This is a genomic window from Stutzerimonas frequens, from assembly GCF_024448335.1.
Classification (GTDB): Bacteria; Pseudomonadota; Gammaproteobacteria; order Pseudomonadales; family Pseudomonadaceae; genus Stutzerimonas; species Stutzerimonas frequens.
Genome location: NZ_JAMOHM010000003.1, coordinates 395,159 through 419,365, shown reverse-complemented (window position 1 = coordinate 419,365; position 24,207 = coordinate 395,159). Strand labels below are relative to the sequence as shown.

The following is a 24,207-nucleotide window of genomic DNA, read 5'->3' as shown; positions in this document are numbered from 1 at the left end:
ACGAACCCCGGCGCAAGGCCGGGGTTCGTATTGACGCTCAGGTGTCGACTCAGGCGTTCAGCGCGGCCAGGGCAGCGTTGAAGGTGGCGCTGGGGCGCATCACCTTGCTGGTCAGCTCCGGATTGGAGCGATAGTAGCCGCCGATGTCGACCGGCTTGCCCTGTACGGCTGCCAGTTCGGCGACGATGGCCGCTTCCTGCTCGGTCAGGGTCTTGGCCAGCGGAGTGAAGTGAGCCTTCAGTTCGGCATCTTCGTCCTGCGCGGCCAGGGCCTGCGCCCAGTACAGTGCCAGGTAGAAGTGGCTGCCGCGGTTGTCGATCTGGCCGACTTTGCGCGCCGGGGACTTGTTGTTGTCCAGCAACTTGCCGGTTGCCTGGTCCAAGGTCTTGCCGAGGATCTTCGCCTTGCTGTTGCCGGTCTTGATGCCGGTCTCCTCCAGCGAAACCGCCAGAGCGAGGAATTCACCCAGCGAATCCCAGCGCAGATAGTTCTCTTCCACCAGTTGCTGCACATGCTTCGGTGCGGAGCCACCGGCGCCGGTCTCGTACATGCCGCCGCCGGCCATCAGCGGAACGATGGACAGCATCTTGGCCGAGGTGCCCAGCTCCATGATCGGGAACAGGTCGGTCAGGTAGTCGCGCAGCACGTTGCCGGTGACGGAAATGGTGTCCTTGCCACGGATCATGCGCTCCATGCTCAGGCGAATGGCCTCGTTGTAGCCCATGATGCGAATGTCCAGGCCGCCCAGGTCGTGCTCCTGCAGATAGGTTTCGACCTTCTTCTGCAGTTGCATGTCGTGGGCACGCTCCGGGTCCAGCCAGAACACGGCTGGGGTGTTGGACTGGCGGGCGCGGGTAACGGCCAGCTTGACCCAGTCGCGGATCGGCGCGTCCTTGGTCTGGCAGGCGCGCCAGATGTCGCCTTTCTCGACTTCGTGCTGCATCAGAACGTTGCCATCGGCCAGTACGACGCGCATGGTGCCGTCGGCGTGCATTTCAAAGGTCTTGTCGTGCGAGCCGTATTCTTCAGCCTTCTGCGCCATCAGTCCGACGTTCGGCACGCTGCCCATGGTGACCGGGTCGAAGGCGCCGTTGGTTTTGCAGAAGTTGATCATTTCCTGGTAGATGCGCGCGTAGGTGCTCTCCGGCATCACCGCCTTGGTGTCCTTCTGCTTGCCGTCCTTGCCCCACATCTGGCCGGAGTTGCGAATCATCGCCGGCATGGAGGCGTCGACGATCACATCGCTTGGGATATGCAGGTTGGTGATGCCTTTGACCGAGTCGACCATCGCCATTTCCGGACGGTGGCTGTAGACCTCATGGATGTCGTGCAGGATTTCTTCCTGCTGCGAAGCGGGCAGGGACTTGATCTTGTCGTAGACGCTGCTGATGCCGTTGTTCGGGTTGACGCCCAGTTCCTTGAACAGGTCGCCGTACTTGTCGAACACATCCTTGTAGTAGACGCTCACGGCATGGCCGAAGACGATCGGGTGAGAGATCTTCATCATGGTCGCCTTGACGTGCAGCGACCACATCACGCCGGTTTCCTTGCAGTCCTGCAGGGTGTCTTCGAAGAAGGCGCGCAGCTTGTTGCAGCTCATGAACATGCCGTCGAGCACTTCGCCTGCCTGCAGGGCGAGCTGCTTCTTGACCTCGACCTTGCCGTCCTTGCCAACGAACTCGATGCGCACGTCACCGGCTTTTTCCATGGTGATCGACTGCTCGCTGGAGAAGAAGTCGCCGCCGCGCATGTAGTCGGCGTGTGACTGCGACGCCTTGCTCCACTTGCCCATCGAATGCGGGTGCTTGCGGGCATAGGCTTTGACGGCGGCCGGAGCGCGGCGGTCGGAGTTGCCTTCGCGCAGCACCGGGTTGACGGCGCTACCGAGAACCTTGCTGTAACGTGCGCGCGCATCTTTCTCGGCGTCGGTTTGCGGATCTTCAGGGAAGTTGGGAATGTTGTATCCCAGGGCCTGCAGTTCAGCGATGGCTGCCTTGAGCTGCGGAACGGAGGCGCTGATGTTGGGAAGCTTGATGATGTTGGCGTCGGGCTGATTGGTCAGCTCGGCAAGCTTGGCCAGATCGTCTTCGACTTTCTTGTCGGCATCCAGCTGATCGGCAAAGCCCGCAAGGATGCGCCCTGCAAGAGAGATGTCGCGTGTTTCGACGGAGATGTCAGCGGAGGCTGCGAAGGCTTCTACAATGGGAAGAAGCGAATAGGTGGCCAGGGCTGGAGCTTCGTCGGTGAAGGTATAGATGATCTTCGAAGGGGTGGACATTTAGCGTTAACTCTCTTCTTGCTGGGCGTGCACAGAATCCCGAGTGCGCCGGGTAGGCGCCCTAGCTCTCCATCTAGTCGAGCCAGAAGGGGATTCGCCGCGGTGATGATGGATGCACCAATAGAGTGTCGAGCATTTGAACCGCCGAGCCGCGGTGGCAGCGTCAGCGTTCAAGGGGCGGGTCTGGTACAGGCTCGTCCCTTATGACTTGTGAGTCATCGCGGCAGTATACCATCGAGCCCCCCTCTGGCAGAACGGCATTGCACATACGACGAACGAACATGTAGTTTCAGGCAATTCGAGTGGGGTACCCTCGAACGACGATCGATGTCTAACCACGAAGACGGAGTCCAGCATGGGATACCAAAAGATCCAGGTGCCAGCCAGCGGTGACAAAATCACCGTCAATGCCGATAACACCCTGAACGTTCCCGACAATCCGATCATTCCTTATATAGAGGGGGACGGCATCGGCGTCGACATCAGTCCCGTGATGATCAAGGTTGTGGACGCAGCCGTGCAGAAGGCCTACGGCGGCAAGCGCAAGATCGCCTGGATGGAAATCTATGCTGGCGAGAAAGCCACTCAGGTCTATGACCAGGACACCTGGCTGCCAAAAGAAACCCTGGAGGCGGTGCGCGATTATGTGGTGTCCATCAAAGGACCGCTGACCACGCCGGTTGGAGGCGGTATCCGTTCGCTGAACGTTGCGCTGCGTCAGGAACTGGACCTCTATGTCTGCCAGCGCCCGGTTCGCTGGTTCACTGGCGTTCCGAGTCCCGTGAAGAACCCAGGCGATGTGGACATGGTGATCTTCCGCGAGAACTCCGAAGATATTTACGCCGGTGTCGAGTGGAAAGCCGGCTCCCCTGAGGCGGAGAAGGTCATCAAGTTCCTCAACGAGGAAATGGGCGTCAAGAAGATCCGCTTCACCGAGAACTGCGGCATCGGCATCAAGCCCGTCTCGCTGGAAGGTACCAAGCGTCTGGTTCGCAAGGCGCTGCAGTATGCCGTGGACAATGATCGTGACTCGGTCACCTTCGTCCACAAGGGCAACATCATGAAATTCACCGAGGGTGCTTTCAAGGAGTGGGGCTACGAAGTCGCTCGCGACGAGTTCGGCGCTGAGCTGCTCGATGGTGGACCCTGGATGCAGTTCAAGAACCCCAATACCGGCAAGAACATCGTGGTCAAGGACGCCATCGCCGATGCCATGCTGCAGCAGATTCTGCTGCGTCCGGCCGAATACGATGTCATCGCCACGCTCAACCTGAATGGCGACTACCTCTCCGACGCCTTGGCGGCTGAGGTGGGAGGTATCGGTATCGCTCCGGGCGCCAACCTGTCCGACACTGTGGCGATGTTCGAGGCGACCCATGGCACGGCGCCCAAGTATGCCGGTCAGGACAAGGTCAATCCTGGTTCGTTGATCCTTTCAGCGGAAATGATGCTGCGCCACATGGGGTGGGTCGAAGCTGCCGACTTGATCATCAAGGGCACTGAAGGTGCCATTGCTGCCAAGACCGTCACTTATGACTTCGAGCGGCTGATGGATGGCGCGCAGCTGATGTCTTGCTCGCAGTTCGGCGATGCAATGATCAGCCATATGTAAGCGAGCGCAGGCAAAAAAGGCCGATCGACTGATCGGCCTTTTCATTTGCCCCGGAAGACGTCAGGCGTCGACCGTGGAAGCACCTTGGGCAGCAGCAGGAGTCGTCGCTTCGGACATGGCCTGCTGGGGCCGAATGTCGGTTGCGTGGAGGCCTTTCGGACCCTGCAGGATATTGAACATGACCGCTTGCCCAGCTTTCAGCGTTCTGTAGCCGTCCATCTGGATGGCCGAGTAGTGGGCGAACAGGTCCTCATCGCCGCCGTCTGCTACGATGAAGCCGTAGCCTTTGGCGTTGTTGAACCACTTGACCTTACCGCTTAGCATGCTGTTATCCCTCTGCAAAGGAGTCCATTACTGGAGTAACATCCATTTCATTCCGCGCTTATGCAGCCCGAGGCCTCATGTTGCGCAACCCGTTTGCCGTTGTAGGCACTTACTGTTTGTATCACCGTTTTGCCGATAGTCAAGGCGACTCGTCAGCTGGCTGCGAAGCTGTCCATATTTATCTGGCCCCCGCGCCACGACCTAGAACCGTTATGCGCATGCATGCATTTGCTCAGATTCGACTAACATTCAATCAGGATCGCCCCTTGGGGGACGAAGACGACGCCTCTGGCCTGGCGGTTCAAGAGGCCAAGCCGGAACTCAAGGCACCACCGATGTATAAAGTTGTCATGTTCAATGACGACTACACGCCGATGGATTTCGTCGTCGAGGTACTGGAAGGCATTTTCAATCATGGCAGGGAGCAGGCGACCAAGATCATGCTCGCCGTTCATACCGAGGGGCAGGCCGTCTGTGGGATATATACCCGCGACGTGGCCGAAACCAAAGCGATGCAAGTGAATCAATATGCAAGGGAATGCCAGCACCCGCTGCTTTGTGAGATCGAGAAGGACGGTTAACTCCGACTGCTGGGGATGAGGTGAAAGCTATGTTGAACCGTGAACTCGAAGTCACTCTGAATCTGGCTTTCAAAGAGGCACGTACCAAGCGTCATGAGTTCATGACGGTTGAACACCTCCTGTTGGCCCTACTGGACAATGAAGCGGCTGCTACCGTACTGCGCGCCTGTGGTGCAAGCCTGGATAAGCTCCGGCACGACCTGCAGGAATTCATTGACTCCACCACTCCACTCATTCCACAGCACGATGAAGAGCGCGAAACCCAGCCAACCTTGGGTTTTCAGCGCGTTCTGCAGCGTGCCGTATTCCATGTTCAGAGCTCCGGCAAGCGTGAAGTGACCGGTGCCAATGTCCTGGTCGCCATCTTCAGCGAACAGGAAAGCCAGGCGGTCTTTCTGCTCAAGCAGCAGAACGTGGCGCGTATCGATGTCGTCAATTACATCGCTCACGGCATTTCCAAGGTTCCGGGAAATTCCGGTAGCCCCGAGAACGATGCCGACATGCAGGACGAGGATGGTGGCGAGACGGGTGCTTCCAGCAATCCGCTGGATGCCTACGCCAGCAACCTGAACGAGCTGGCACGCCAGGGACGGATCGATCCGCTGGTCGGGCGCGAGCACGAAGTCGAACGAGTTGCGCAGATCCTGGCGCGTCGGCGCAAAAACAATCCTTTGCTGGTCGGCGAGGCTGGCGTCGGCAAGACGGCCATTGCCGAGGGGCTGGCGAAGCGGATCGTAGATAACCAGGTACCTGATCTGCTAGGTGACAGCGTCGTGTATTCGCTGGATCTTGGTGCACTGCTGGCTGGCACCAAGTACCGCGGCGATTTCGAGAAGCGCTTCAAGGCGCTGCTCGGGGAGCTGCGCAAGCGGCCTCATGCCATCCTATTCATCGATGAGATCCATACGATCATCGGCGCCGGTGCGGCATCTGGTGGTGTGATGGATGCGTCCAATCTGCTCAAGCCGCTGCTGTCTTCCGGCGAGATCCGCTGCATCGGTTCCACTACGTTCCAAGAGTTTCGCGGCATCTTCGAGAAGGATCGCGCCTTGGCGCGCCGTTTCCAGAAGGTCGACGTCACCGAGCCTTCGGTCGAAGATACCATCGGTATCCTGCGCGGGCTCAAAGGGCGTTTCGAGCAGCATCACAAGATCGAATACAGTGACGAGGCGTTGCGTGCGGCGGCGGAGCTGGCTTCGCGCTATATCAATGATCGCCATATGCCGGACAAGGCCATCGATGTAATCGACGAAGCTGGTGCCTATCAGCGTCTGCAGCCGGAAGGGCAACGGGTCAAGTGCATCGACGTCGAGCAGGTTGAAGACATCGTAGCGAAGATCGCGCGGATTCCCCCGAAGCACGTCAGCAGCTCCGACAAAGAATTGCTGCGTAATCTTGAGCGCGACCTGAAGCTCACGGTGTTCGGGCAGGACGATGCGATCGACTCGCTGGCGACTGCCATTAAGCTGTCTCGTGCTGGACTGAAGGCACCGGACAAGCCGGTGGGTTCCTTCCTCTTCGCCGGCCCGACCGGGGTGGGCAAGACCGAAGCGGCACGCCAGTTGGCTCGTGCGTTGGGGGTCGAGCTGATTCGCTTCGACATGTCCGAGTACATGGAGCGCCATACGGTATCGCGCCTGATCGGTGCACCTCCGGGATATGTCGGATTTGATCAGGGCGGTCTGTTGACCGAGGCGATCACCAAGCAGCCACATTGCGTGCTGCTGCTGGATGAGATCGAGAAAGCCCATCCGGAAGTCTTCAATTTGCTGCTGCAGGTGATGGACCACGGCACGCTCACCGACAACAACGGGCGCAAAGCCGATTTCCGTAACGTGATCATCATCATGACCACCAATGCTGGGGCGGAAACCGCGGCGCGGGCGTCCATTGGTTTCACCCTGCAGGATCACGCGTCCGATGCCATGGAAGTCATCAAGAAGAGCTTCACGCCAGAGTTCCGCAACCGTCTGGACACCATCATCCAGTTCGGCCGCCTGAGCCATGACGTCATCAAGAGCATCGTCGACAAGTTCCTGATCGAACTGCAGGCGCAGCTTGAGGATAAGCACGTGACGCTGGAGGTGTCGGATGCCGCCCGTGGCTGGCTGGCGGAGCACGGCTATGATGCACAGATGGGCGCCCGGCCGATGGCCAGGCTGATCCAGGACAAGATCAAGCGGCCGCTGGCCGAAGAAATCCTGTTCGGAGAGCTGGCCGAACACGGCGGTGTGGTGCATATCGATATTCGTGACGGCGAGCCGTTCTTCGAATTCGAAACCACTGCAGAGCTGGCCTGACGGCCATTGAGACGAGCGCCCGGCCGCTGTCGGGCGTTTTCGTTTGTGCGGATTGCTGGCGGTGCGCAATGGCTGGCACAAACAAAAAAGCCCGGTAAGACCGGGCGTTTTTTCTCGCGACTCGCTTAGCGGGCGCGGTAGGTGATGCGACCCTTGCTCAGATCGTAAGGGGTCAGCTCCACGCGAACCTTGTCACCGGTAAGAATCCGGATGTAGTTCTTGCGCATCTTTCCGGAGATGTGCGCAGTAACGACGTGCCCGTTTTCCAACTCCACGCGAAACATGGTGTTGGGCAGGGTGTCGACGACAGTACCTTCCATTTCGAAGCTGTCTTCTTTCGACATTCAGTAAAGTCCTCGGTATTCAGGTAATTGGCCCGTAGATGCACGGGCAAAAGCGGCAAGCATTGTGCCCGAAATGGGTCGATGAGCCAAGGACTTCAGCTGAGCGTTACCCAGCGCTGGTTGACCAAGAGTTCGATGGGCCGATATTCGGTCTTGTAGTTCATCTTCCGGCAGTTCTTGATCCAATAACCGAGATAGACGGCCTTCAGGCCAAGGCGCGCGGCTTCGCCCATCTGCCAAAGAATCGCGTAGCGCCCTAGGCTGCGGCGCTCTTCGTCCGGATCGTAGAAGGTGTAAACAGCAGACAAGCCATTGGGCAGGACGTCGGTAACGGCGACGGCCAGCAGCCTGCCGTCGAGCCGGAATTCATAAAAGCGCGAGAATGGCAGGTCGCGCACGAGGAAGGTGTTGAACTGCTCACGGCTGGGTGGATACATGTCGCCATCGGCGTGGCGTTTCTCGATGTAGTTGGCGTAGAGGGCGTACAGTTCTTCGCTGAATGCCGGGCGTACGCCGCGGACCTGCAGGTCGGCGTTGCGCTTGAGGATTCGCTTCTGTTGGCGATTGAGTTCCGGTGCGCTTACCGGGATGCGTGCCGGAATGCAGGCCGAGCAGCGCTGGCAGTGGGGGCGATAGAGATGATCCCCGCTGCGGCGAAAGCCCATCTCCGAAAGCTCCGCATACACCTGCACGTCCATCGGTTGGCTTGGATCGAGGAACAAGGTGGTGGCCTGTTCATCGGGCAGGTAGCTGCAAGCGTGAGGCTGAGTGGCGTAGAACTTGAGGCGAGCCAGTGAAGTCATGGTCAACTCTCAGAAATCATGAACCCAGTGTAGGCCAGCTTGCCGAGGTCGACTAGGCGCGCCAGTCGGCTGCGCTGGGGTGGTCCAGATGCGTTGCGAGTGCGTCGGCGAACGCCGCGCGTGGGATGCTGCGAGCGCCGAAGCTCTCCAGATGACGGGTCGGCATCTGGCAGTCGATCAGCGCAAAGCCCCATTCGCGCAGCCGTTCCACCAAGGTGACGAAGCCGACCTTGGAGGCATCGGTGGCGCGGCTGAACATCGACTCGCCGAAAAATAGCTCACCCATCTCGAGGCCGTAGAGTCCGCCGACGAGTTGCCCTTGCTGCCAGACTTCCACCGAGTGCGCGACGCCCATCTCGTGCAGCCTGATATAGGCGTCTTGCATCGGTGTCGTGATCCAGGTGCCGTCTGCATAGCTCCGCGGGCCGGCGCATCCCTGGATGACCTCGGCAAAGGCCTTGTCGAAGGTCACCTGGTAGTCGCCGTGGCGCATGCGCTTGCGCAGGCTGCGCGAAACATGCAGCTCGTCAGGAAAGAGCACCGTGCGCGGATCGGGCGACCACCACAGCAGCGGTTGGCCTTCCTGATACCAGGGGAAACAGCCGTGGCGGTAGGCCGCCAGGAGTCGCTCTGGCCGCAAGTCACCGCCAGCAGCAAGCAGGCCGTTGGGTTCGCGCAGAGCCGTTTCGAGGGGAGGAAAGCTGAAGTCGTCGCGCTTTAGCCAGGTCAGCATGTCGGCACGCAGAGTAGGGGTGGGCGGGCCGAAGCCCGCCTGGGATCAGTTGTCCAGGTACTTCTCGGCATCCAGTGCCGCCATGCAGCCGGCGCCCGCGGAGGTGATGGCCTGGCGATAAACGTGGTCGGCCACATCGCCTGCGGCGAACACTCCGGGAATGCTGGTGCAGGTGGCATCGCCTTCACCGCCGCCGCGGATCTTCAGGTAGCCATCCTTCATCTCCAGCTGGCCCTGGAACAGGTCGGTGTTCGGCTTGTGACCGATGGCGATGAATACGCCGGCCAGGTCCAGTGTGTTCTCTTCGCCGGTAAGGGTGCTCTTCAGGCGAACGCCGGTCACGCCACTGGCGTCGCCGAGGACTTCCTCGAGGGTGTGGTTCCAGTGCAGACGAATGTTGCCGTTGGTCGCCTTGTCCATGATCTTGTCCTGCAGGATCTTCTCCGAACGGAGCTTGTCGCGGCGGTGGATCAGGTGGACTTCCTTGGCGATGTTGGACAGGTACAGCGCCTCCTCGACCGCGGTATTGCCGCCACCGATCACCGCGACGACCTGGTTGCGGTAGAAGAAGCCGTCACAGGTGGCGCAGGCGGATACGCCGCGACCGGCGAACGCTTCTTCGGAGGGCAGGCCGAGATACTGCGCTGAAGCGCCCGTGGCGATGATCAGCGCATCGCAGGTATAGACACCGCTGTCGCCGCGAAGGGTGAACGGGCGCTGCTGCAACTCGGCGGTATGGATGTGATCGAAGACGATCTCGGTGTCGAAGCGCTCGGCGTGTTTCTGCATGCGCACCATCAGATCCGGGCCGGTCAGGCCTTCGACGTCGCCAGGCCAGTTGTCGACCTCGGTGGTGGTGGTCAGCTGGCCGCCGGGCTGGATGCCGGTGATCATCAGCGGCTTCAGGTTGGCGCGGGCAGCGTATACCGCAGCGGTATAACCGGCCGGGCCGGAGCCGAGGATGATCAGACGCGAATGCTTGACTTCACTCATAAAAAGCCCTCATAAGCCTTTGTTGCAAATAGAGAAGCGTGCTCCAGTCGAGCCGCGCCGGGAAATCGGGCGTTTATGCTACACCGAAGCATCGGCAAAAGCCCAAGCCGCCGCGGAACCCGCATGCCATCGAATCGACAAACCCGTACAATGCCAAGGTTCTGGCTGACTACGGTTCATCGCGCCGCAGGCGCAGGAAAGAAAGCGTTTTGAAGAATTCCTCATCTACCGCGCCGGCAACCGTCTGGCGACAACAATTGCACTATCGCCTCAAGGAAGGCGCGTTGATAGCGCTCGGTGCGCTCTGCGTCTACCTGTGGATGGCGTTATTGACCTACGATCCGGGCGATCCGGGCTGGACCCACACGAGCAACGTCGATCAGGTGCGCAACGCCGCGGGGCGTGCGGGTGCCTGGTTCGCCGATGTGCTGTTCATGGCGCTGGGTTACTTCGCATACCTCTTCCCGCTGCTGCTGGGCGTCAAGACCTGGCAGGTATTCCGTGCGCGTCACCAGCCCTGGGTGTGGAATGGCTGGTTGTTCTCATGGCGGCTGATCGGCTTGGTGTTTCTCGTGCTGTCCGGTTCGGCGCTCGCCTATATCCATTTTCAGGGCGGCGAAGCCTTGCCGGCATCCTCAGGCGGTGCGCTGGGCGAAAGCCTTGGCCAGTTGGCGGTGCAGACGCTCAACGTGCAGGGCAGCACGCTCGCCCTGCTGGCGTTCTTCCTGTTCGGGCTGACGGTCTTTACCGACCTTTCCTGGTTCAAGGTGATGGACATCACCGGCAAGATCACGCTCGACCTGCTGGAGTTGATCCAGAGCTTCTTCAGCCGCTGGTGGAGTGCCCGCGCCGAACGCAAGCAGCTGGTCGCACAGCTGCGCGAGGCGGACGACGTGGTGAGCGAGGTGGCCGCGCCGATGGTGCGCGACCGGCGCGAGCAGGCGAAGGTCAAGGAGCGCATCATCGAGCGCGACGAGGCACTGGCCAAGCACATGAGCGAGCTGGAGAAGCGCCCGGCCCCGGTGATCACACCGCCCGCACCGCCCAAACCGGCCGAGCCGAGCAAGCGCGTACTCAAGGAGAAGCAGGCGCCGCTGTTCGTCGACACCGCGGTCGAAGGCACTCTGCCGCCGATTTCCATCCTCGATGTAGCCGAGAAGCAGCAGAAGCAGTATTCGCCGGAGTCTCTCGAGGCCATGTCGCGGCTGCTGGAGATCAAGCTCAAGGAGTTCGGCGTCGAGGTGGTGGTCGAGTCGGTTCACCCAGGCCCGGTGATTACCCGTTTCGAGATCCAGCCTGCGGCCGGCGTCAAGGTCAGCCGCATCTCCAATCTGGCCAAGGACCTGGCGCGTTCGATGGCCATGGTCAGCGTGCGCGTGGTCGAGGTCATTCCTGGCAAGACTACCGTGGGCATCGAGATTCCCAACGAGGATCGGCAGATCGTCCGTTTCTCCGAGGTGCTGTCGTCAGCGCCTTATGACGACGCCAAGTCGCCGGTCACCCTGGCGCTCGGTCACGATATCGGCGGCAAACCGGTCATCGCCGACCTGGCGAAGATGCCGCACCTGCTGGTGGCCGGTACCACCGGTTCCGGTAAGTCGGTGGGGGTCAATGCGATGATCCTGTCGATTCTGTTCAAGTCGACGCCGGAAGAGGCGCGACTGATCATGATCGACCCGAAGATGCTCGAGCTGTCGATCTACGAGGGCATTCCGCACCTGCTTTGCCCAGTGGTCACCGACATGAAGGAAGCTGCCAACGCGCTGCGCTGGAGCGTGGCCGAGATGGAGCGGCGCTACAAGCTGATGGCCGCCATGGGCGTGCGCAACCTGGCGGGCTTCAACCGCAAGATCAAGGAAGCGGAAGAGGCCGGAACGCCGCTGCACGACCCGCTGTACAAGCGCGAGTCGATGGATGACGAGCCGCCTTATCTGAAGAGCCTGCCGACCATCGTGGTGGTGGTCGACGAGTTCGCCGACATGATGATGATCGTCGGCAAGAAGGTCGAAGAGCTGATCGCCCGCATCGCGCAGAAAGCGCGGGCCGCGGGCATCCATCTGATTCTCGCCACCCAGCGTCCGTCGGTGGACGTGATCACCGGTCTGATCAAGGCCAACATCCCGACGCGCATGGCCTTCCAGGTGTCGAGCAAGATCGACTCGCGCACCATCCTCGACCAGGGCGGCGCCGAGCAGCTGCTCGGTCACGGTGACATGCTCTACCTGCCGCCGGGCACCGGCCTGCCGATCCGCGTGCATGGTGCGTTCGTCTCCGATGACGAGGTGCATCGTGTGGTCGAAGCCTGGAAGGCTCGCGGAGCGCCCGACTACATCGAGGACATCCTCGCCGGCGTGGAAGAGGCTGGTAGCGGCTTCGAGGGCGGTGGTGGCGAAGGCAGCGGGGAAGGTAGCGAAGAAGACCCCTTGTACGACGAGGCCGTTCGCTTCGTGACCGAAAGCCGCCGCGCGTCGATCTCCGCGGTGCAGCGCAAGCTGAAAATCGGCTACAACCGCGCCGCACGCATGATCGAAGCCATGGAAATGGCCGGCGTGGTGACATCCATGAATACCAACGGCTCGCGCGAGGTCATCGCGCCGCCACCCATGCGCGATTGAATCGCTTCGAGGGCTACATGCAATTGATCCGTTTGCTGTGTGCATCTGTCCTGATGGTCGCTCTGGTACCGGCCCACGCCGACCAGGCGGCTTCCACCAAACGCCTGACCGGCCTGCTCAATCAGGCCGAAACCCTGACTGGCCGCTTCTCACAGCTCTCGCTCGACGGCAGCGGCACCCAGCTGCAGGAGACCTCCGGAGAGCTGGCACTCAAGCGCCCCGGCCAGTTCCGCTGGCACACCGATGCGCCGATGGAGCAGCTCTTGGTGTCCAACGGCAAGAAGGTGTGGCTGTATGACCCGGATCTCGAGCAGGTCACCATCCAGGAGCTCGACCAGCGCCTGACTCACACACCGGCTTTGCTGCTGTCCGGCGACGTCTCCACCATCAGCGAGAACTTCGAGGTCTCGCACAAGGAGGCCGGGGACGTGGTGGACTTCACCCTCAAGCCCAAGGCCAAGGACACCCTGTTCGACAACCTGCGGCTGTCCTTCCGCGGCGGCGTGATCAATGACATGCAGCTGATCGACAGTGTCGGTCAGCGCACCAATATCCTCTTCATGGGGGTGAAGATGAATCAGCCGCTCAAGGCCGACCTATTCACCTTCGAGATTCCCGAGGGTGCCGACGTCATTTCCGAGTGAGCCTAATCTGACATTCGTATCAGGCGGCCTGCGCAGCGGCGGGCCGCTGCAATCGAGGTAACCGTCCGCAATGGACCTGTTCAGCCGCGAACCTGTCGCCCAGCCACTTGCCGCGCGTCTGCGCGCAGCCAGCCTCGACGAATACGTCGGGCAGGAGCACCTGCTCGCGCGCGGCAAGCCGTTGCGCGAGGCGCTGGAGCAGGGCGCGTTGCACTCCATGGTGTTCTGGGGGCCGCCCGGTGTTGGCAAGACCACTCTGGCGCGGCTCCTGGCCAAGGTCTCCGATGCCCATTTCGAAACGGTTTCCGCCGTGCTTGCCGGGGTCAAGGAGATCCGCCAGGCGGTGGAGATCGCCAAGCAGCAAGCGGCGCAGTACGGCCGGCGGACCATTCTGTTCGTCGACGAAGTGCATCGCTTCAACAAGTCCCAGCAGGACGCCTTCCTGCCTTACGTCGAAGACGGTACGCTGATCTTTATCGGCGCCACGACCGAAAACCCCTCTTTCGAACTCAACAACGCCTTGCTCTCGCGGGCTCGCGTCTACGTGCTGAAAAGCCTGGACGAAGTGGCCTTGCGCAAGCTGGTGGCGCGCGCGCTGACCGAGCCCAAGGGCCTGGGCGAGCTCAATCTCACGCTGCCGGAGGAGAGCTTCCAGATGCTGCTGGCGGCAGCCGATGGTGACGGTCGTCGGCTGCTCAACCTGCTGGAGAATGCATCGGACCTTGCCGAGGAGGGCGGCAGCATCAGCACCGATCTGCTGCAGGATCTGCTGGGCGACAGTCGCCGACGCTTCGACAAGGGCGGCGAGGCCTTCTACGACCAGATATCGGCGCTGCACAAGTCCGTGCGCGGCTCCAATCCCGACGCGGCGCTGTACTGGTTTGCGCGCATGCTCGATGGTGGCTGCGACCCGCTGTACATCGCCCGGCGTGTCGTGCGCATGGCCAGCGAGGAAATCGGTAATGCCGACCCCCGCGCGCTGCCCCTGTGCCTGAACGCCTGGGACGTGCAGGAGCGCCTGGGTAGTCCGGAAGGGGAGCTGGCCGTGGCGCAGGCGATCGTCTATCTCGCCTGCGCGCCGAAGAGCAACGCCGTCTATACCGCGTTCAAGGCGGCCATGCGCGACGCGGCGGAAAACGGCTCGCAGGAAGTGCCGCTGCATCTGCGTAACGCGCCGACCAAGCTGATGAAAGAACTCGGCTACGGCAACGAATATCGCTACGCCCACGACGAACCGGATGCCTACGCGGCAGGCGAGGATTACTTTCCCGAGTCCATGGAGCCGCGTCGCTACTACCACCCCGTACCACGCGGCCTGGAAAGCAAGATCCGCGACAAGCTCGAACACCTTGCCCGGCTCGACCGCGAAAGCCCCATCCAACGGAGAAAGGAATGATCCGCATGGCCTTCGCTGTCGCCTGTGGCGGCGTGATCGGGACCCTGTTGCGCTTTGCCCTGGCGACCTGGGTCAGCGCGCAATGGCCGCGGCATTTCTATCTGGCCACGTTGGCCGTGAACCTGCTGGGCTGTCTGCTGATCGGCTATCTCTATGCAACCTTTCTCGCCCGGCCGGATATCTCGCCGGAGCTGCGTGGCGCACTGATCATAGGCTTTCTTGGCGCACTGACGACCTTCTCCAGCTTCTCATTGGACGCCCTGCGGCTGCTGGAAAGCGGTCAGCTGGCGACTGCCTTCGCCTATGTCGGCGGCAGCGTGTTCGGTGGTCTGCTCGCGGCCTGGGCCGGTCTGGCGCTCGCCAGGTTATGAACCGGCGCGCGTTCACAGTAAACTTCGCTCCCTCTTCGCCTTTCATCCAAGCTTTCACAGACGAGACCCACCATGCTTGATTCGAAACTGGTACGCACTCAGCTACAGGACGTGGCGGCCCGCCTGGCCACCCGTGGCTACCAGCTGGACGTGGCGCGCATCGAAGCGCTGGAAGCTCAGCGCAAGACCGTGCAGACCCGCACCGAACAACTCCAGGCCGAGCGCAACGCGCGCTCCAAATCCATCGGCCAGGCCAAGCAGCGCGGTGAGGACATCGCGCCGTTGCTCGCCGACGTGGATCGCATGGGCTCGGAACTCGAATCCGGCAAGCAGGAGCTGGACCGCATCCAGACCGAACTCGACCAGCTGATGCTGAGCATTCCCAACCTGCCGCACGAGTCGGTGCCGGTCGGTGCGGATGAGGACGAGAACGTCGAGGTTCGCCGCTGGGGTACGCCGAAGACCTTCGACTTCGCCGTTCAGGATCACGTCGCCCTGGGCGAGCAGCATGGCTGGCTGGACTTCGAGACCGCGGCCAAGTTGTCCGGTGCCCGCTTCGCCCTGATGCGCGGCCCGATCGCCCGCCTGCATCGCGCCCTGGCGCAGTTCATGATCGACCTGCACACCCGTGAGCATGGCTACGAAGAGGCCTACACGCCGTATCTGGTACAGGCCCCGGCGCTGCAGGGAACCGGTCAGCTGCCGAAGTTCGAGGAAGATCTGTTCAAGATCAGCCGCGAAGGCGAGGCGGACTTCTACCTGATCCCGACCGCCGAGGTGTCGCTGACCAACATCGTGGCCGGCGAGATTCTCGATGCCAAAGAGCTGCCGCTGAAGTTCGTCGCCCACACGCCCTGTTTCCGCAGCGAGGCCGGCGCCTCCGGGCGCGATACCCGCGGCATGATCCGTCAGCACCAGTTCGACAAGGTCGAGATGGTGCAGGTCGTCGAGCCGTCCAGGTCGTTCGAGGCGCTGGAAGAGCTGACCGGCAATGCCGAGAAGGTGCTGCAGCTGCTGGAACTGCCTTACCGTGTGTTGTCGCTGTGCACCGGCGACATGGGCTTCGGCGCGACCAAGACCTATGACCTGGAAGTCTGGGTGCCGAGCCAGGACAAGTACCGCGAGATTTCTTCCTGCTCCAACTGCGGTGATTTCCAGGCGCGGCGCATGCAGGCGCGTTATCGCAATCCGGAAACCGGCAAGCCGGAGCTCGTGCACACCCTCAATGGTTCAGGCCTGGCGGTCGGTCGTACCCTGGTCGCCGTACTGGAGAACTACCAGCAGGCCGACGGAAGCGTTGTGGTACCCGACGTGCTGAAACCATACATGGGTGGTATCGAAGTCATCGGCTGAGGCTGCGGCGCTGCGTCATCGCGGTTCGGCATCAAGCCGGATCCTTGATATTCGACAAGGGGCATCGCGGCCGTAATGGCTGTGATGCCCTTACCACCAACGACCCTCCAGGATTCGCCCATGGAATACCTCCCGCTGTTCCACAACCTCAAAGGCCGCACGGTACTGATTGTCGGGGGTGGCGAGATCGCGCTGCGCAAGGCGCGGCTGCTGAGCGAAGCCGGAGCTCGGCTGCGGGTGGTGGCGCCGAGCATCGAGCCGCAACTGGCCGAACTGGTAGAGGCAGGCGATGGCGAATGCCTCGATCGTGGCTATGACCCGCAAGACCTGCAAGGTTGTGTGTTGGCCATCGCCGCCACCGATGACGAGCCGCTGAATGCCGCGGTTTCGCAGCACGCCAACGCGCTGGGTATGCCGGTCAACGTGGTCGACTCGCCGCAGCTGTGCAGCGTGATCTTTCCGGCGATCGTCGACCGCTCGCCGCTGGTAATTGCGGTTTCCAGTGGTGGCGATGCACCGGTGCTGGCGCGGTTGATTCGCGCGCGCATCGAGACCTGGATTCCCGCGGCCTACGGCCAGCTGGCGGGTCTGGCCAAGCAGTTCCGCGCTCAGGTCAAAGCCAAGTTTGCCAACGTTCAGCAGCGGCGGGTGTTCTGGGAGGAAACCTTTCAGGGACCGATCGCCGAGCAGGCGTTGGCTGGGTGCAGCGCCGAAGCCGAGCGCCTGCTGGCGGAGAAGCTTGCCGGTGCAGCGCCGCGCGCGCTGGGCGAGGTTTATTTGGTAGGCGCTGGCCCGGGTGATCCTGACCTGCTGACTTTCCGTGCCTTGCGCCTGATGCAGCAGGCTGATGTCGTGCTCTACGATCGCCTGGTAGCGCCAGCGATCATCGACCTGTGCCGGCGCGATGCCGACCGCATCTACGTCGGTAAGCAGCGTTCGGAACACGCGGTGCCGCAGGAGCAGATCAACCAGAAACTGGTGACCCTGGCCAAGGAAGGCAAGCGCGTGCTGCGGCTCAAGGGCGGTGACCCGTTCATCTTTGGCCGCGGTGGTGAGGAGATCGAGGAACTGGCAGCCAACGGTGTGCCGTTCCAGGTCGTGCCGGGTATTACTGCCGCCAGCGGCTGTGCCGCTTATGCCGGCATTCCGCTCACCCACCGCGATCATGCGCAATCGGTGCGTTTCGTCACCGGTCATCTGAAAGACGGCAGCTGCGATCTGCCTTGGGCGGAACTCGCCGCGCCGGCACAGACGCTGGTGTTCTACATGGGCCTGGTGGGCCTGCCGGTGATTTGCCAGCAACTGATAGCCCATGGACGTTCGGCGGATACGCCGGCGGCGCTGGTGCAGCAGGGCACTACCATCAATCAACGTGTATTCACCGGGACGCTGGAAACCCTCGCCCAGCGTATCGCCCAGGAGCAGGTGCAGGCACCGACGCTGCTGATCGTCGGTGAAGTGGTCCAGCTACGCGAGAAACTGGCCTGGTTTGAAGGCGCCCAGGCGAACGCCTAGCAAGAGGTCGACGCTGTCTGCGCCGTTTCAGCGGCGCAGATAGGCAGTGAAATCGATGTCCCCGGCAGAAAGGATCGCCTGGACGCGGTTGTGCACGTTGAGCTTGCGCAGAATCGCCGATACGTGGGCCTTTACGGTGGTCTCGGCGATGTCGAGGTTGTAGGCGATCTGCTTGTTGGATTCACCCTTGGTCATGCGCTCGAGCACAAGCAGCTGCTTGCGCGTCAGCGCCTGCAACAGTTCCGGCGGGATCGATGGCTCGTTGTGATGGGAGTGGCGGCTGCTCGGCTTCTGGCTGCGGATGATGTCCGAAGGCAGGTAGACGTTGCCGTTGAGGATCTGCTCGATGGCGTCGGTCATCTGCGGCCGCGGCGAGGATTTGGTGATGAAGCCGACCGCGCCATAGGTAATGGCCTGCAGCACGATTTGCTTGTCCTGCTCCGCCGAGACGATCACCACCGGAATCGTCGGCGCCTCGTTGCGCAGGTTGATCAGGCCGTTGAGTCCGTGCATCCCAGGCATGTTCAGGTCCAGCAGCACCAGATCGAGATCGTCGTGCTCCAGCGTCAAGGCAAGGGCGCTGTCGAGGTCGGCAGTTTCGAGGATTTCGCTGTCGGGGAAGCCATCGCGAATGACGTTATGGATGGCTTCACGGAACAGGGGATGGTCGTCCGCAATCAGAATCTTGTACAAGGCCGGTCACCTCTTTGTTGTGATTATGGTGGGGGCATGCTGGTCAGGTGATGCTACTCGTCGTCAGGCAGCGGTTCCGGAGTAGCAGGGCGCAAGGGCAGGCCCGCCTGTTCCCAACCGTCCACCCCATCTCGATACCAGTACAGTCGTTTGTAGCCCAGCCCATGGGCGCGCTTGGTGGCGTTCCAGCCGAGCCAGCAGTCCGAGCGGCAGTAGAAGACCAGTGGCCGCTGCATGTTGCCCTGGCTGACGCGGGCAAGGTTATCGCTGAAGTAGCTTGCCCATTCGGGTTGCAGATTGCCATCGCCGGTGTTCGCCAGCCAGATGCTGCCGGGCAGGTTTGCATGGGGTTCGCTGTCGATGAACCGGCCGGCGAGCCACTGACTCCGATAGACATCCACCAGCACAAGGTCCGGCTCTTGTGCGATCAGCGCCTGCAGAGCCGCGGTGTCCAGGGTCTGCGCACCTTCCGCGGACGGAGGTGTCGGGCTGCGGTACTGCGTCTGGCGATAGCCTTCAGGCGAGAACAGCGCGAGCTGTTCTTCGGCCGCGGCAACCGTGGGTATACAGAACCCAGGCAGCGCGGCAATCAGCAGGGGCAGCAGCAACCTGAACATAGTCTGTATCCCATGGCGTTTCGATAGCTCGATTACAGAGCAATGGGCCTGTCTTTTAAATCCTACGATGGAGGGGAAAACCGGTACCAAAGTAGTAGATCGCTCAGGCTGAGCGGCGCAAGGCTGCGTGCTGTGGGTTGAAACTGAGCACCGCCAGAAGGCTGAACAGCAGGGTCAGCCCGATGCAGACCATCAACGCGGTTGGTGCCAGGCGCAGATAAAGCGCATGACGGACCAGCTCCACGGCGTGGGTGAAGGGGTTGAGGGCGCAGATCCAGTACAACCACTCGCTCGCCTCGCGCATCTTCCACAGCGGGTAGAGCGCCGAGGAGAGGAAGAACATCGGAAAGATCACGAAATTCATCACCCCGGCAAAATTCTCCAGCTGCCGAATGCCGTTGGATAGCAGCAAGCCCAGGGCGCTGAGCAGCAATGCCACCAGCAGCAGGGCGGGCAGGGCGACGATCAGTCCCAGCGCTGGAGGCTGTACGCCGTAGAACCAGGCGATGGCGAGAAAGGCATAGACCTGCAGCAAGGAGATCAACGCCGTAGCGACGAGTTTGCTGGCCAGCAGAAAGCTGCGCGGCAGCGGGCTGGTCAGCAACACGCGCATGCTGCCCATCTCGCGGTCGTAGACCATCGACAGGGAACCCTGCATGCCGTTGAACAGCAGGATCATGCAGGCCAGCCCCGGCACGATGTAGGTTTCGTAGGTGATGTAAGTGTCGTACGGCTCGATGATGGCGATGCCGAGCGCCGCGCGAAAGCCTGCGGCGAACACCACCAGCCAGAGCAGCGGCCGCACCAGGGCGCTGAAGAAGCGCGAACGCTGCTGCACGAAGCGCAGCCATTCACGCAGAACGATACCGCGCAGGCATTCCCAGTAGATGATCATGAGCTCCTCCGCCCGGACTCGAGGGACGCGCGCGCGCTGCCAGCCTCTGGGTTGGAAGCAGGCGCCACCGCCTCGTGTGGGGGCTCGATTGCACGCGGCGTACCGTCTAGCACCGCACGCTCGTGGCCGAAGCTGCTACCGGCCCCGTGGGTATCGTTGCCGGTCAGCCGCGCAAAGCTCGCCGCCAGGTCTTCGCCCTCGGTAGCCAGCTCCGCAGCACGGCCCTGAGCCACCAGGCGACCGCGGTTGAGCACCAGCAGATCGTCGTCGGCGCGAACTTCATCGAGCAGGTGCGTGGTCCACAGCACACTCATGCCCTGTTCCTGGCAAAGCATGCGGACATGCTGGTTGAGCGCCTGGCGGCTGGCGGGATCGAGGCCGGCGCTGGCTTCATCGAGCAACAGCAGCTCGGGCCGGTGCAGCAGAGCACGGGCGATTTCCACTCGGCGCCGGTGACCACCGTTGAGTTCGCGGACCTTGCTGCGGCGCCGCTCGCCGAGCTGCTGGCGCTGGAGTTCCATCTCGATGCGTTCGTTCGCCACGGCACGTGGCATACCATGCAGCGCCGCGTGGTAGCGCAGGTTCTGTTCGACCGTGAGGTCCAGATCCAGCGTGCTCTGCTGGAACACCACGCCCAGGCGCGCAAGGGCCTTGCGCGGCGTGTCGCGCAGATCGAAGCCGGCGATACGGATCTGCCCCTGCTGCAGGTCGTACAGCCGGGTCAGCAACGCGATCAGCGTCGATTTGCCGGCTCCGTTCGGACCGAGCAACGCCGTGAAACGCCCCTGCGCTGCGGTAAAACTCACCCCGTCCAGCGCCCGCCGCTCACCATAGGCGAACGCGACGTCGCTGACCTCCAGCGCGTTCATGGAGTGACCACCACGCCCCATGGATAGCGGCCGACCTTGATTGACTTGGTGACCTTGAGCTTGTCCACGTCGATCACCGAAACGTCGCCGCTGACGCCGTTGGTGGTCAGCAGCAGGCTTTCGTCAGGATTGAACGCCATGTGCCAGACACGGCGACCCACCAGCAGGTAGTCGAGCACCTCGTAGGTCTTCGCGTCCACTACGGCGATGTGATTGGCCGGGCCGAGCGCGACGAAGGCGTACTTGCCGTCGGAGGTGAGCTTGACGCCCACCGGTTGAACCTTGTCCGGGTGCACGCCCTTGATCTTGAAGGTCAGCGTCTTGAGGATCTCGCGTTTATCCACGTCCACCACGCTGACCGTGCCGCCGATCTCGGCCGAGGCCCAGAGCAGCTTGCTGTCCTTGGTGAATTCGACGTGGCGAGGGCGCTGGTCGACCAGGGTGTTGTCGACCAGTTCGTTGGTGCTGGTATCGATCCAGTGCAGCATGTTGGTGGTTTCGCTGGTGTTGACCGCCCACTTGCCGTCCGGGCTCACCCCCATGCCCTCGGGCTCGACGCCGACATCGATCTGCGCCAGCACTTCTTCCTTGTCGACATCGACCACGGTCACCAGCGCGTCGTCCTCGTTGGAGATGTACAGCCACTTGTTGTTCGGGTGCAGGGCGAACTGCTCGGGATCGGCGCCCGACGGTAGCTGCTTGATGATCTGCCGCGTGGCCAGGTCCATGACCTGCACGGTGTCCGAGTCGCTGGCGCAGATGTACAGCAGCTTGTTGTCATGGGAGAGCGTGAGGCCGCGCGGACGCATGCCGACTTCCAGCGTCTCGACGGTTTCCATCGTGTCCAGATTGATCACGCTGATGCTGTCGTCTTTTTCGTTGGAGACGTAGGCGGTGGCGGCGACAGCCGAGCCGGCGGCAAGGCTGAGAGCAATGGCGATGGCGGAGGCAAGGGCAGTTCTGGGCATGGTTGGATTCTCTTGTCGTTATTGTGTGATGGGGGCAGTGGCGTCGCTGCTGTCCAGCTGACGCAGATAGTCTTCGGCTTCTTCCTGGCCGCCGGCGGCTGCGCGCTGGAGCCAGTGGCGTGCAGCGACCTGATCGGCTTCGACGCCACGACCCTCGGCCAGCGCGACACCCCAGTGGTAGCGCGCCAGGCTGACGTAGCTGGCGTCGTCCGGTTGCTCCGCGCCTTTCTTCAGTAGCGCGGCGGATTTGCTCAGATCCGGCTCCATGCCGCTGCCGCTCTCGTACATTTGTGCCAGCGAGATCATCGAGTAGACGTCGTTCCAGCGCGCCACGCAGTCCTCGAAGATCGCCTTGGCTGCATCGAAGTTGCCGGTCTTCGCCGTCACATAGCCGTAGAGGCATTTGATGCGCTTGGGGCTGTCGACATAGGCCTCATAGCCCAGTTCGTCGGCGCTGGCGGGCAGGGTGGCAAGGCCGAGCAGCGCGGCTGCAGCGAGACGACTCATGGGCGGGCCTCGTTCAGGCGGCAGCTGCTTTCCGGTGCGTCGAAGCCGAGGGTGTCCAGTTCGCTGGTGGGATGCAGAAAGCCGTCCTGTGGCGAGTTCGATACCAGTGCACGCGGGTGTACCAGCGGGATCGGCTGGCGCAGCTGGCCATTCCAGGGGCGGAAGCTCAGCTTGCGACCCTTGAAACCATCCAGCGGCAGCTCACCGCTGAGCGACAGCTGACGGATTGCTGCAGCGTCTGTGCTGCGCAGGCGGGTGACCGCCGCCGCGAGGCTGCGCACGCCCATCCAGGCGGCGAAATCGCGGTCGTTCATCCAGCGCTTGGCATGCGCCTCGAAGCGTTTCTGCAATTGGGCGGCGCCGTAGGTTTCCACCGTCTTGTGCCAGCCGGTGGCGGTCAGGCCCTGGGTGCCGGCCACCGGGCGCGGCAACCAGGTGTGGTACGGCACGTACTCACCGAAGTCGCCGCGCTCGTCCGCCACCAGCACCACGTCGTATTCGGCGCCCTGGGTGAACAACGGCATCTCGGCCTGGGCGCTGCGGCGCTGGTCGTTATCGAAGCTCCAGGGCTTCTCCTCGACGATGCGGTGACCGAAGCGCTTGGCCGCGCGGCGCAAAGCCTCGGCATAGGCCTGATCCTCAGCAGTCGGACCGACGATCAGCATCCAGCGATTCCAGCGACGTGCCGCAAGAAACTGGCCGAGCGCATCGGCGAGCATGCTGCGGCTCGGCAGGGTGTGCAGGACATTCGCCAGGCAACGCTGGCTGCGCAGTGCATCGTCGGCACTGCCTGCGTTGATCAGCAGCGCTTCCGGCATGGCGTCCGACAGCTGGCGCAGGGACTCGGCCGGCGCGTTGACCACGAACAGGCGCAGGCCGTCGGCGTACTGCTTGCCGGCCTGTTCCAGGAGTTCTTCCGGCGTTTCGCTGGTGGCCGCTTCGAGCACATAGCTGTGCTTGAGAAAACGTCCCGTGCTGTTGCTGTCGGTGATGGCCAGTTCGGCGCCGCGCAGGCCGGCGTCTTCAGGTTCGGGAATGACGTTGGAGAGCACAGGGCCGGTGTCTGGACGATAACCGAGATAACCGATGCGTATCGCCAGCTCCTGGCTGGACGCCGCTGCAGCGAACTGTGTACAGCAGGTGAGGGCGATCAGGAAACCGACTCGTCGTAATGCGTGGCTCATGGGCAGCTCCTGTGACGTTGCAGGCAGCATAGGAACCATGGCCGAGCGGGGGAATATGCAGAAAGTACCGCTCGGGCGGTACCAAGGTAGTAGGTAAGCGAACGACGGCTACCCCTAGCATGAGTCCGTCCGATAACAATAACGAGGCCATCCCTATGCCCACATATAAAGCTCTGCTGCTCAACCTGCTGTTCGTTGGCAGCCTGGTCGGGTTCGATCACAGCCACGCCGCTGGCGACCTGACCCGTCGTACCCAGGCCTTGCCGGATCTGAAGTTCGGTTCCGAGCAGAGCGATTACGCCGTGTCGCAGAAGGAATATCAGCTGGAGACCGGTGTCGCCTATCAGCTCAAGGTCAGCTCCGATGGCCAGAAGGAGTGTGCGTTCCAAGCGCCCGAATTCGCCAAGTCGATCTTCTTGCGCAAGGTCGAGGCCGGTGGGGTGGAGATCAAGGCGATCACGCTGGTCGAGCTGGAGTTCGAGGATGCCGGCGAGGCGGAAATCTTCTTCCTGCCCGTCAAGCCGGGCAGCTACCCGTTCTACTGCAAGGGGCTGCAGAACAAGGGCATGGAAGGCCGGTTCGTGGTCAAGTGAAGCGGACTGGCGCTCGGCG

Annotated in this window: 23 protein-coding genes; 10 read left to right on the top strand and 13 right to left on the bottom strand. The window is 62.1% G+C overall.

Translation table 11 applies throughout. The annotated features are described in order from the left end of the window. Positions 1-49 precede the first annotated feature (49 nt). The gene (locus NAO55_RS06835; RefSeq protein WP_102840970.1) at positions 50-2,278 is read right to left on the bottom strand and encodes an NADP-dependent isocitrate dehydrogenase; all 2,229 of its coding nucleotides are present in this window, start codon (positions 2,276-2,278) and stop codon (positions 50-52) included. A 355-nt stretch (positions 2,279-2,633) separates the two neighbouring features. Here NAO55_RS06835 and icd point away from each other — a divergent pair, with 355 nt between their 5' ends. Further along, a complete protein-coding gene (icd, locus tag NAO55_RS06830) occupies positions 2,634-3,890 on the top strand; it encodes an NADP-dependent isocitrate dehydrogenase (RefSeq protein WP_102840971.1) in 1,257 nt (418 codons plus the stop codon). Between the two features lie 60 nt (positions 3,891-3,950). Here the strand turns inward: icd and cspD are convergent, their stop codons facing one another. Continuing rightward, entirely contained in the window at positions 3,951-4,214 is a 264-nt protein-coding gene (gene cspD / locus NAO55_RS06825; RefSeq protein WP_063541720.1) for a cold shock domain-containing protein CspD, read from the bottom strand. Between the two features lie 218 nt (positions 4,215-4,432). Between cspD and clpS the strand changes: the two genes are divergently transcribed. Both clpS and clpA read left to right on the top strand, forming a co-directional pair. Then, on the top strand, positions 4,433-4,795 hold the full coding sequence (gene clpS, locus NAO55_RS06820) for an ATP-dependent Clp protease adapter ClpS (protein WP_063541749.1): 363 nt from the start codon (positions 4,433-4,435) through the stop codon (positions 4,793-4,795). 29 nt (positions 4,796-4,824) lie between these two features. After that, positions 4,825-7,095 (top strand): ATP-dependent Clp protease ATP-binding subunit ClpA, encoded by a 2,271-nt coding sequence (gene clpA, locus NAO55_RS06815; protein WP_102840972.1) that lies wholly within the window; start codon positions 4,825-4,827, stop codon positions 7,093-7,095. 125 nt (positions 7,096-7,220) lie between these two features. On the opposite strand, the gene infA is transcribed toward clpA, so the two are convergent. From infA to trxB, 4 genes are all read right to left on the bottom strand, one after another. Beyond that, positions 7,221-7,439, bottom strand: coding sequence for a translation initiation factor IF-1 (gene infA, locus NAO55_RS06810; RefSeq protein WP_002553999.1), 219 nt, complete (start codon positions 7,437-7,439; stop codon positions 7,221-7,223). A 95-nt stretch (positions 7,440-7,534) separates the two neighbouring features. Continuing rightward, a complete protein-coding gene (locus tag NAO55_RS06805; RefSeq protein WP_102840973.1) occupies positions 7,535-8,242 on the bottom strand; it encodes an arginyltransferase in 708 nt (235 codons plus the stop codon). A gap of 52 nt (positions 8,243-8,294) precedes the next feature. After that, complete coding sequence (gene aat / locus NAO55_RS06800) at positions 8,295-8,975, bottom strand: leucyl/phenylalanyl-tRNA--protein transferase (RefSeq protein WP_102840974.1); 681 nt, start codon at positions 8,973-8,975, stop codon at positions 8,295-8,297. Between the two features lie 45 nt (positions 8,976-9,020). Then, entirely contained in the window at positions 9,021-9,968 is a 948-nt protein-coding gene (gene trxB / locus NAO55_RS06795; RefSeq protein WP_013982938.1) for a thioredoxin-disulfide reductase, read from the bottom strand. A gap of 161 nt (positions 9,969-10,129) precedes the next feature. Between trxB and ftsK the strand changes: the two genes are divergently transcribed. The 6 genes from ftsK to cysG all read left to right on the top strand — a co-directional run bounded on the left by ftsK (position 10,130) and on the right by cysG (position 17,862). Continuing rightward, positions 10,130-12,583, top strand: coding sequence for a DNA translocase FtsK (ftsK, locus tag NAO55_RS06790; RefSeq protein WP_180981662.1), 2,454 nt, complete (start codon positions 10,130-10,132; stop codon positions 12,581-12,583). Positions 12,584-12,600: 17 nt separating this feature from the next. After that, positions 12,601-13,227, top strand: coding sequence for an outer membrane lipoprotein periplasmic chaperone LolA (lolA, locus tag NAO55_RS06785; RefSeq protein ID WP_102841436.1), 627 nt, complete (start codon positions 12,601-12,603; stop codon positions 13,225-13,227). A gap of 70 nt (positions 13,228-13,297) precedes the next feature. After that, positions 13,298-14,623 carry a replication-associated recombination protein A gene (locus NAO55_RS06780; protein ID WP_102840976.1) on the top strand — a complete coding sequence of 442 codons (1,326 nt, stop codon included), beginning with the start codon at positions 13,298-13,300 and terminating at the stop codon, positions 14,621-14,623. Then, positions 14,620-14,994 (top strand): fluoride efflux transporter CrcB, encoded by a 375-nt coding sequence (crcB, locus tag NAO55_RS06775; protein ID WP_003298843.1) that lies wholly within the window; start codon positions 14,620-14,622, stop codon positions 14,992-14,994. The genes NAO55_RS06780 and crcB overlap by 4 nt, the downstream gene beginning before the upstream one ends. A 72-nt stretch (positions 14,995-15,066) precedes the next feature. Further along, positions 15,067-16,347 carry a serine--tRNA ligase gene (gene serS, locus NAO55_RS06770; protein ID WP_102840977.1) on the top strand — a complete coding sequence of 427 codons (1,281 nt, stop codon included), beginning with the start codon at positions 15,067-15,069 and terminating at the stop codon, positions 16,345-16,347. Positions 16,348-16,467: 120 nt separating this feature from the next. Beyond that, positions 16,468-17,862 (top strand): siroheme synthase CysG, encoded by a 1,395-nt coding sequence (gene cysG, locus NAO55_RS06765; RefSeq protein ID WP_102840978.1) that lies wholly within the window; start codon positions 16,468-16,470, stop codon positions 17,860-17,862. Positions 17,863-17,889: 27 nt separating this feature from the next. Here cysG and NAO55_RS06760 read toward each other — a convergent pair whose 3' ends face one another. The 7 genes from NAO55_RS06760 to NAO55_RS06730 all read right to left on the bottom strand — a co-directional run bounded on the left by NAO55_RS06760 (position 17,890) and on the right by NAO55_RS06730 (position 23,595). Beyond that, positions 17,890-18,555 carry a response regulator transcription factor gene (locus tag NAO55_RS06760; RefSeq protein WP_102840979.1) on the bottom strand — a complete coding sequence of 222 codons (666 nt, stop codon included), beginning with the start codon at positions 18,553-18,555 and terminating at the stop codon, positions 17,890-17,892. 53 nt (positions 18,556-18,608) lie between these two features. After that, positions 18,609-19,172 carry a PQQ-dependent catabolism-associated CXXCW motif protein gene (locus NAO55_RS06755; RefSeq protein WP_102840980.1) on the bottom strand — a complete coding sequence of 188 codons (564 nt, stop codon included), beginning with the start codon at positions 19,170-19,172 and terminating at the stop codon, positions 18,609-18,611. Between the two features lie 103 nt (positions 19,173-19,275). Beyond that, on the bottom strand, positions 19,276-20,067 hold the full coding sequence (locus tag NAO55_RS06750) for an ABC transporter permease (RefSeq protein ID WP_102840981.1): 792 nt from the start codon (positions 20,065-20,067) through the stop codon (positions 19,276-19,278). Beyond that, positions 20,064-20,936, bottom strand: a complete 873-nt coding sequence (locus NAO55_RS06745) for an ABC transporter ATP-binding protein (protein ID WP_102840982.1) — start codon at positions 20,934-20,936, stop codon at positions 20,064-20,066. The genes NAO55_RS06750 and NAO55_RS06745 overlap by 4 nt, the downstream gene beginning before the upstream one ends. Then, complete coding sequence (locus NAO55_RS06740; protein ID WP_102840983.1) at positions 20,933-21,904, bottom strand: YVTN family beta-propeller repeat protein; 972 nt, start codon at positions 21,902-21,904, stop codon at positions 20,933-20,935. Before NAO55_RS06740 ends, NAO55_RS06745 begins: the two co-directional genes overlap by 4 nt. Positions 21,905-21,922: 18 nt before the next feature. Then, positions 21,923-22,411: a tetratricopeptide repeat protein gene (locus NAO55_RS06735; protein WP_102840984.1), complete on the bottom strand. Its 489-nt coding sequence runs from the start codon at positions 22,409-22,411 to the stop codon at positions 21,923-21,925. Further along, entirely contained in the window at positions 22,408-23,595 is a 1,188-nt protein-coding gene (locus NAO55_RS06730; protein WP_102840985.1) for an ABC transporter substrate-binding protein, read from the bottom strand. The genes NAO55_RS06735 and NAO55_RS06730 overlap by 4 nt, the downstream gene beginning before the upstream one ends. A 155-nt stretch (positions 23,596-23,750) precedes the next feature. On the opposite strand from NAO55_RS06730, the gene NAO55_RS06725 reads away from it, so the two are divergent. Beyond that, on the top strand, positions 23,751-24,188 hold the full coding sequence (locus tag NAO55_RS06725) for a cupredoxin domain-containing protein (protein ID WP_102840986.1): 438 nt from the start codon (positions 23,751-23,753) through the stop codon (positions 24,186-24,188). The last annotated feature ends 19 nt before the right edge of the window (positions 24,189-24,207 follow it).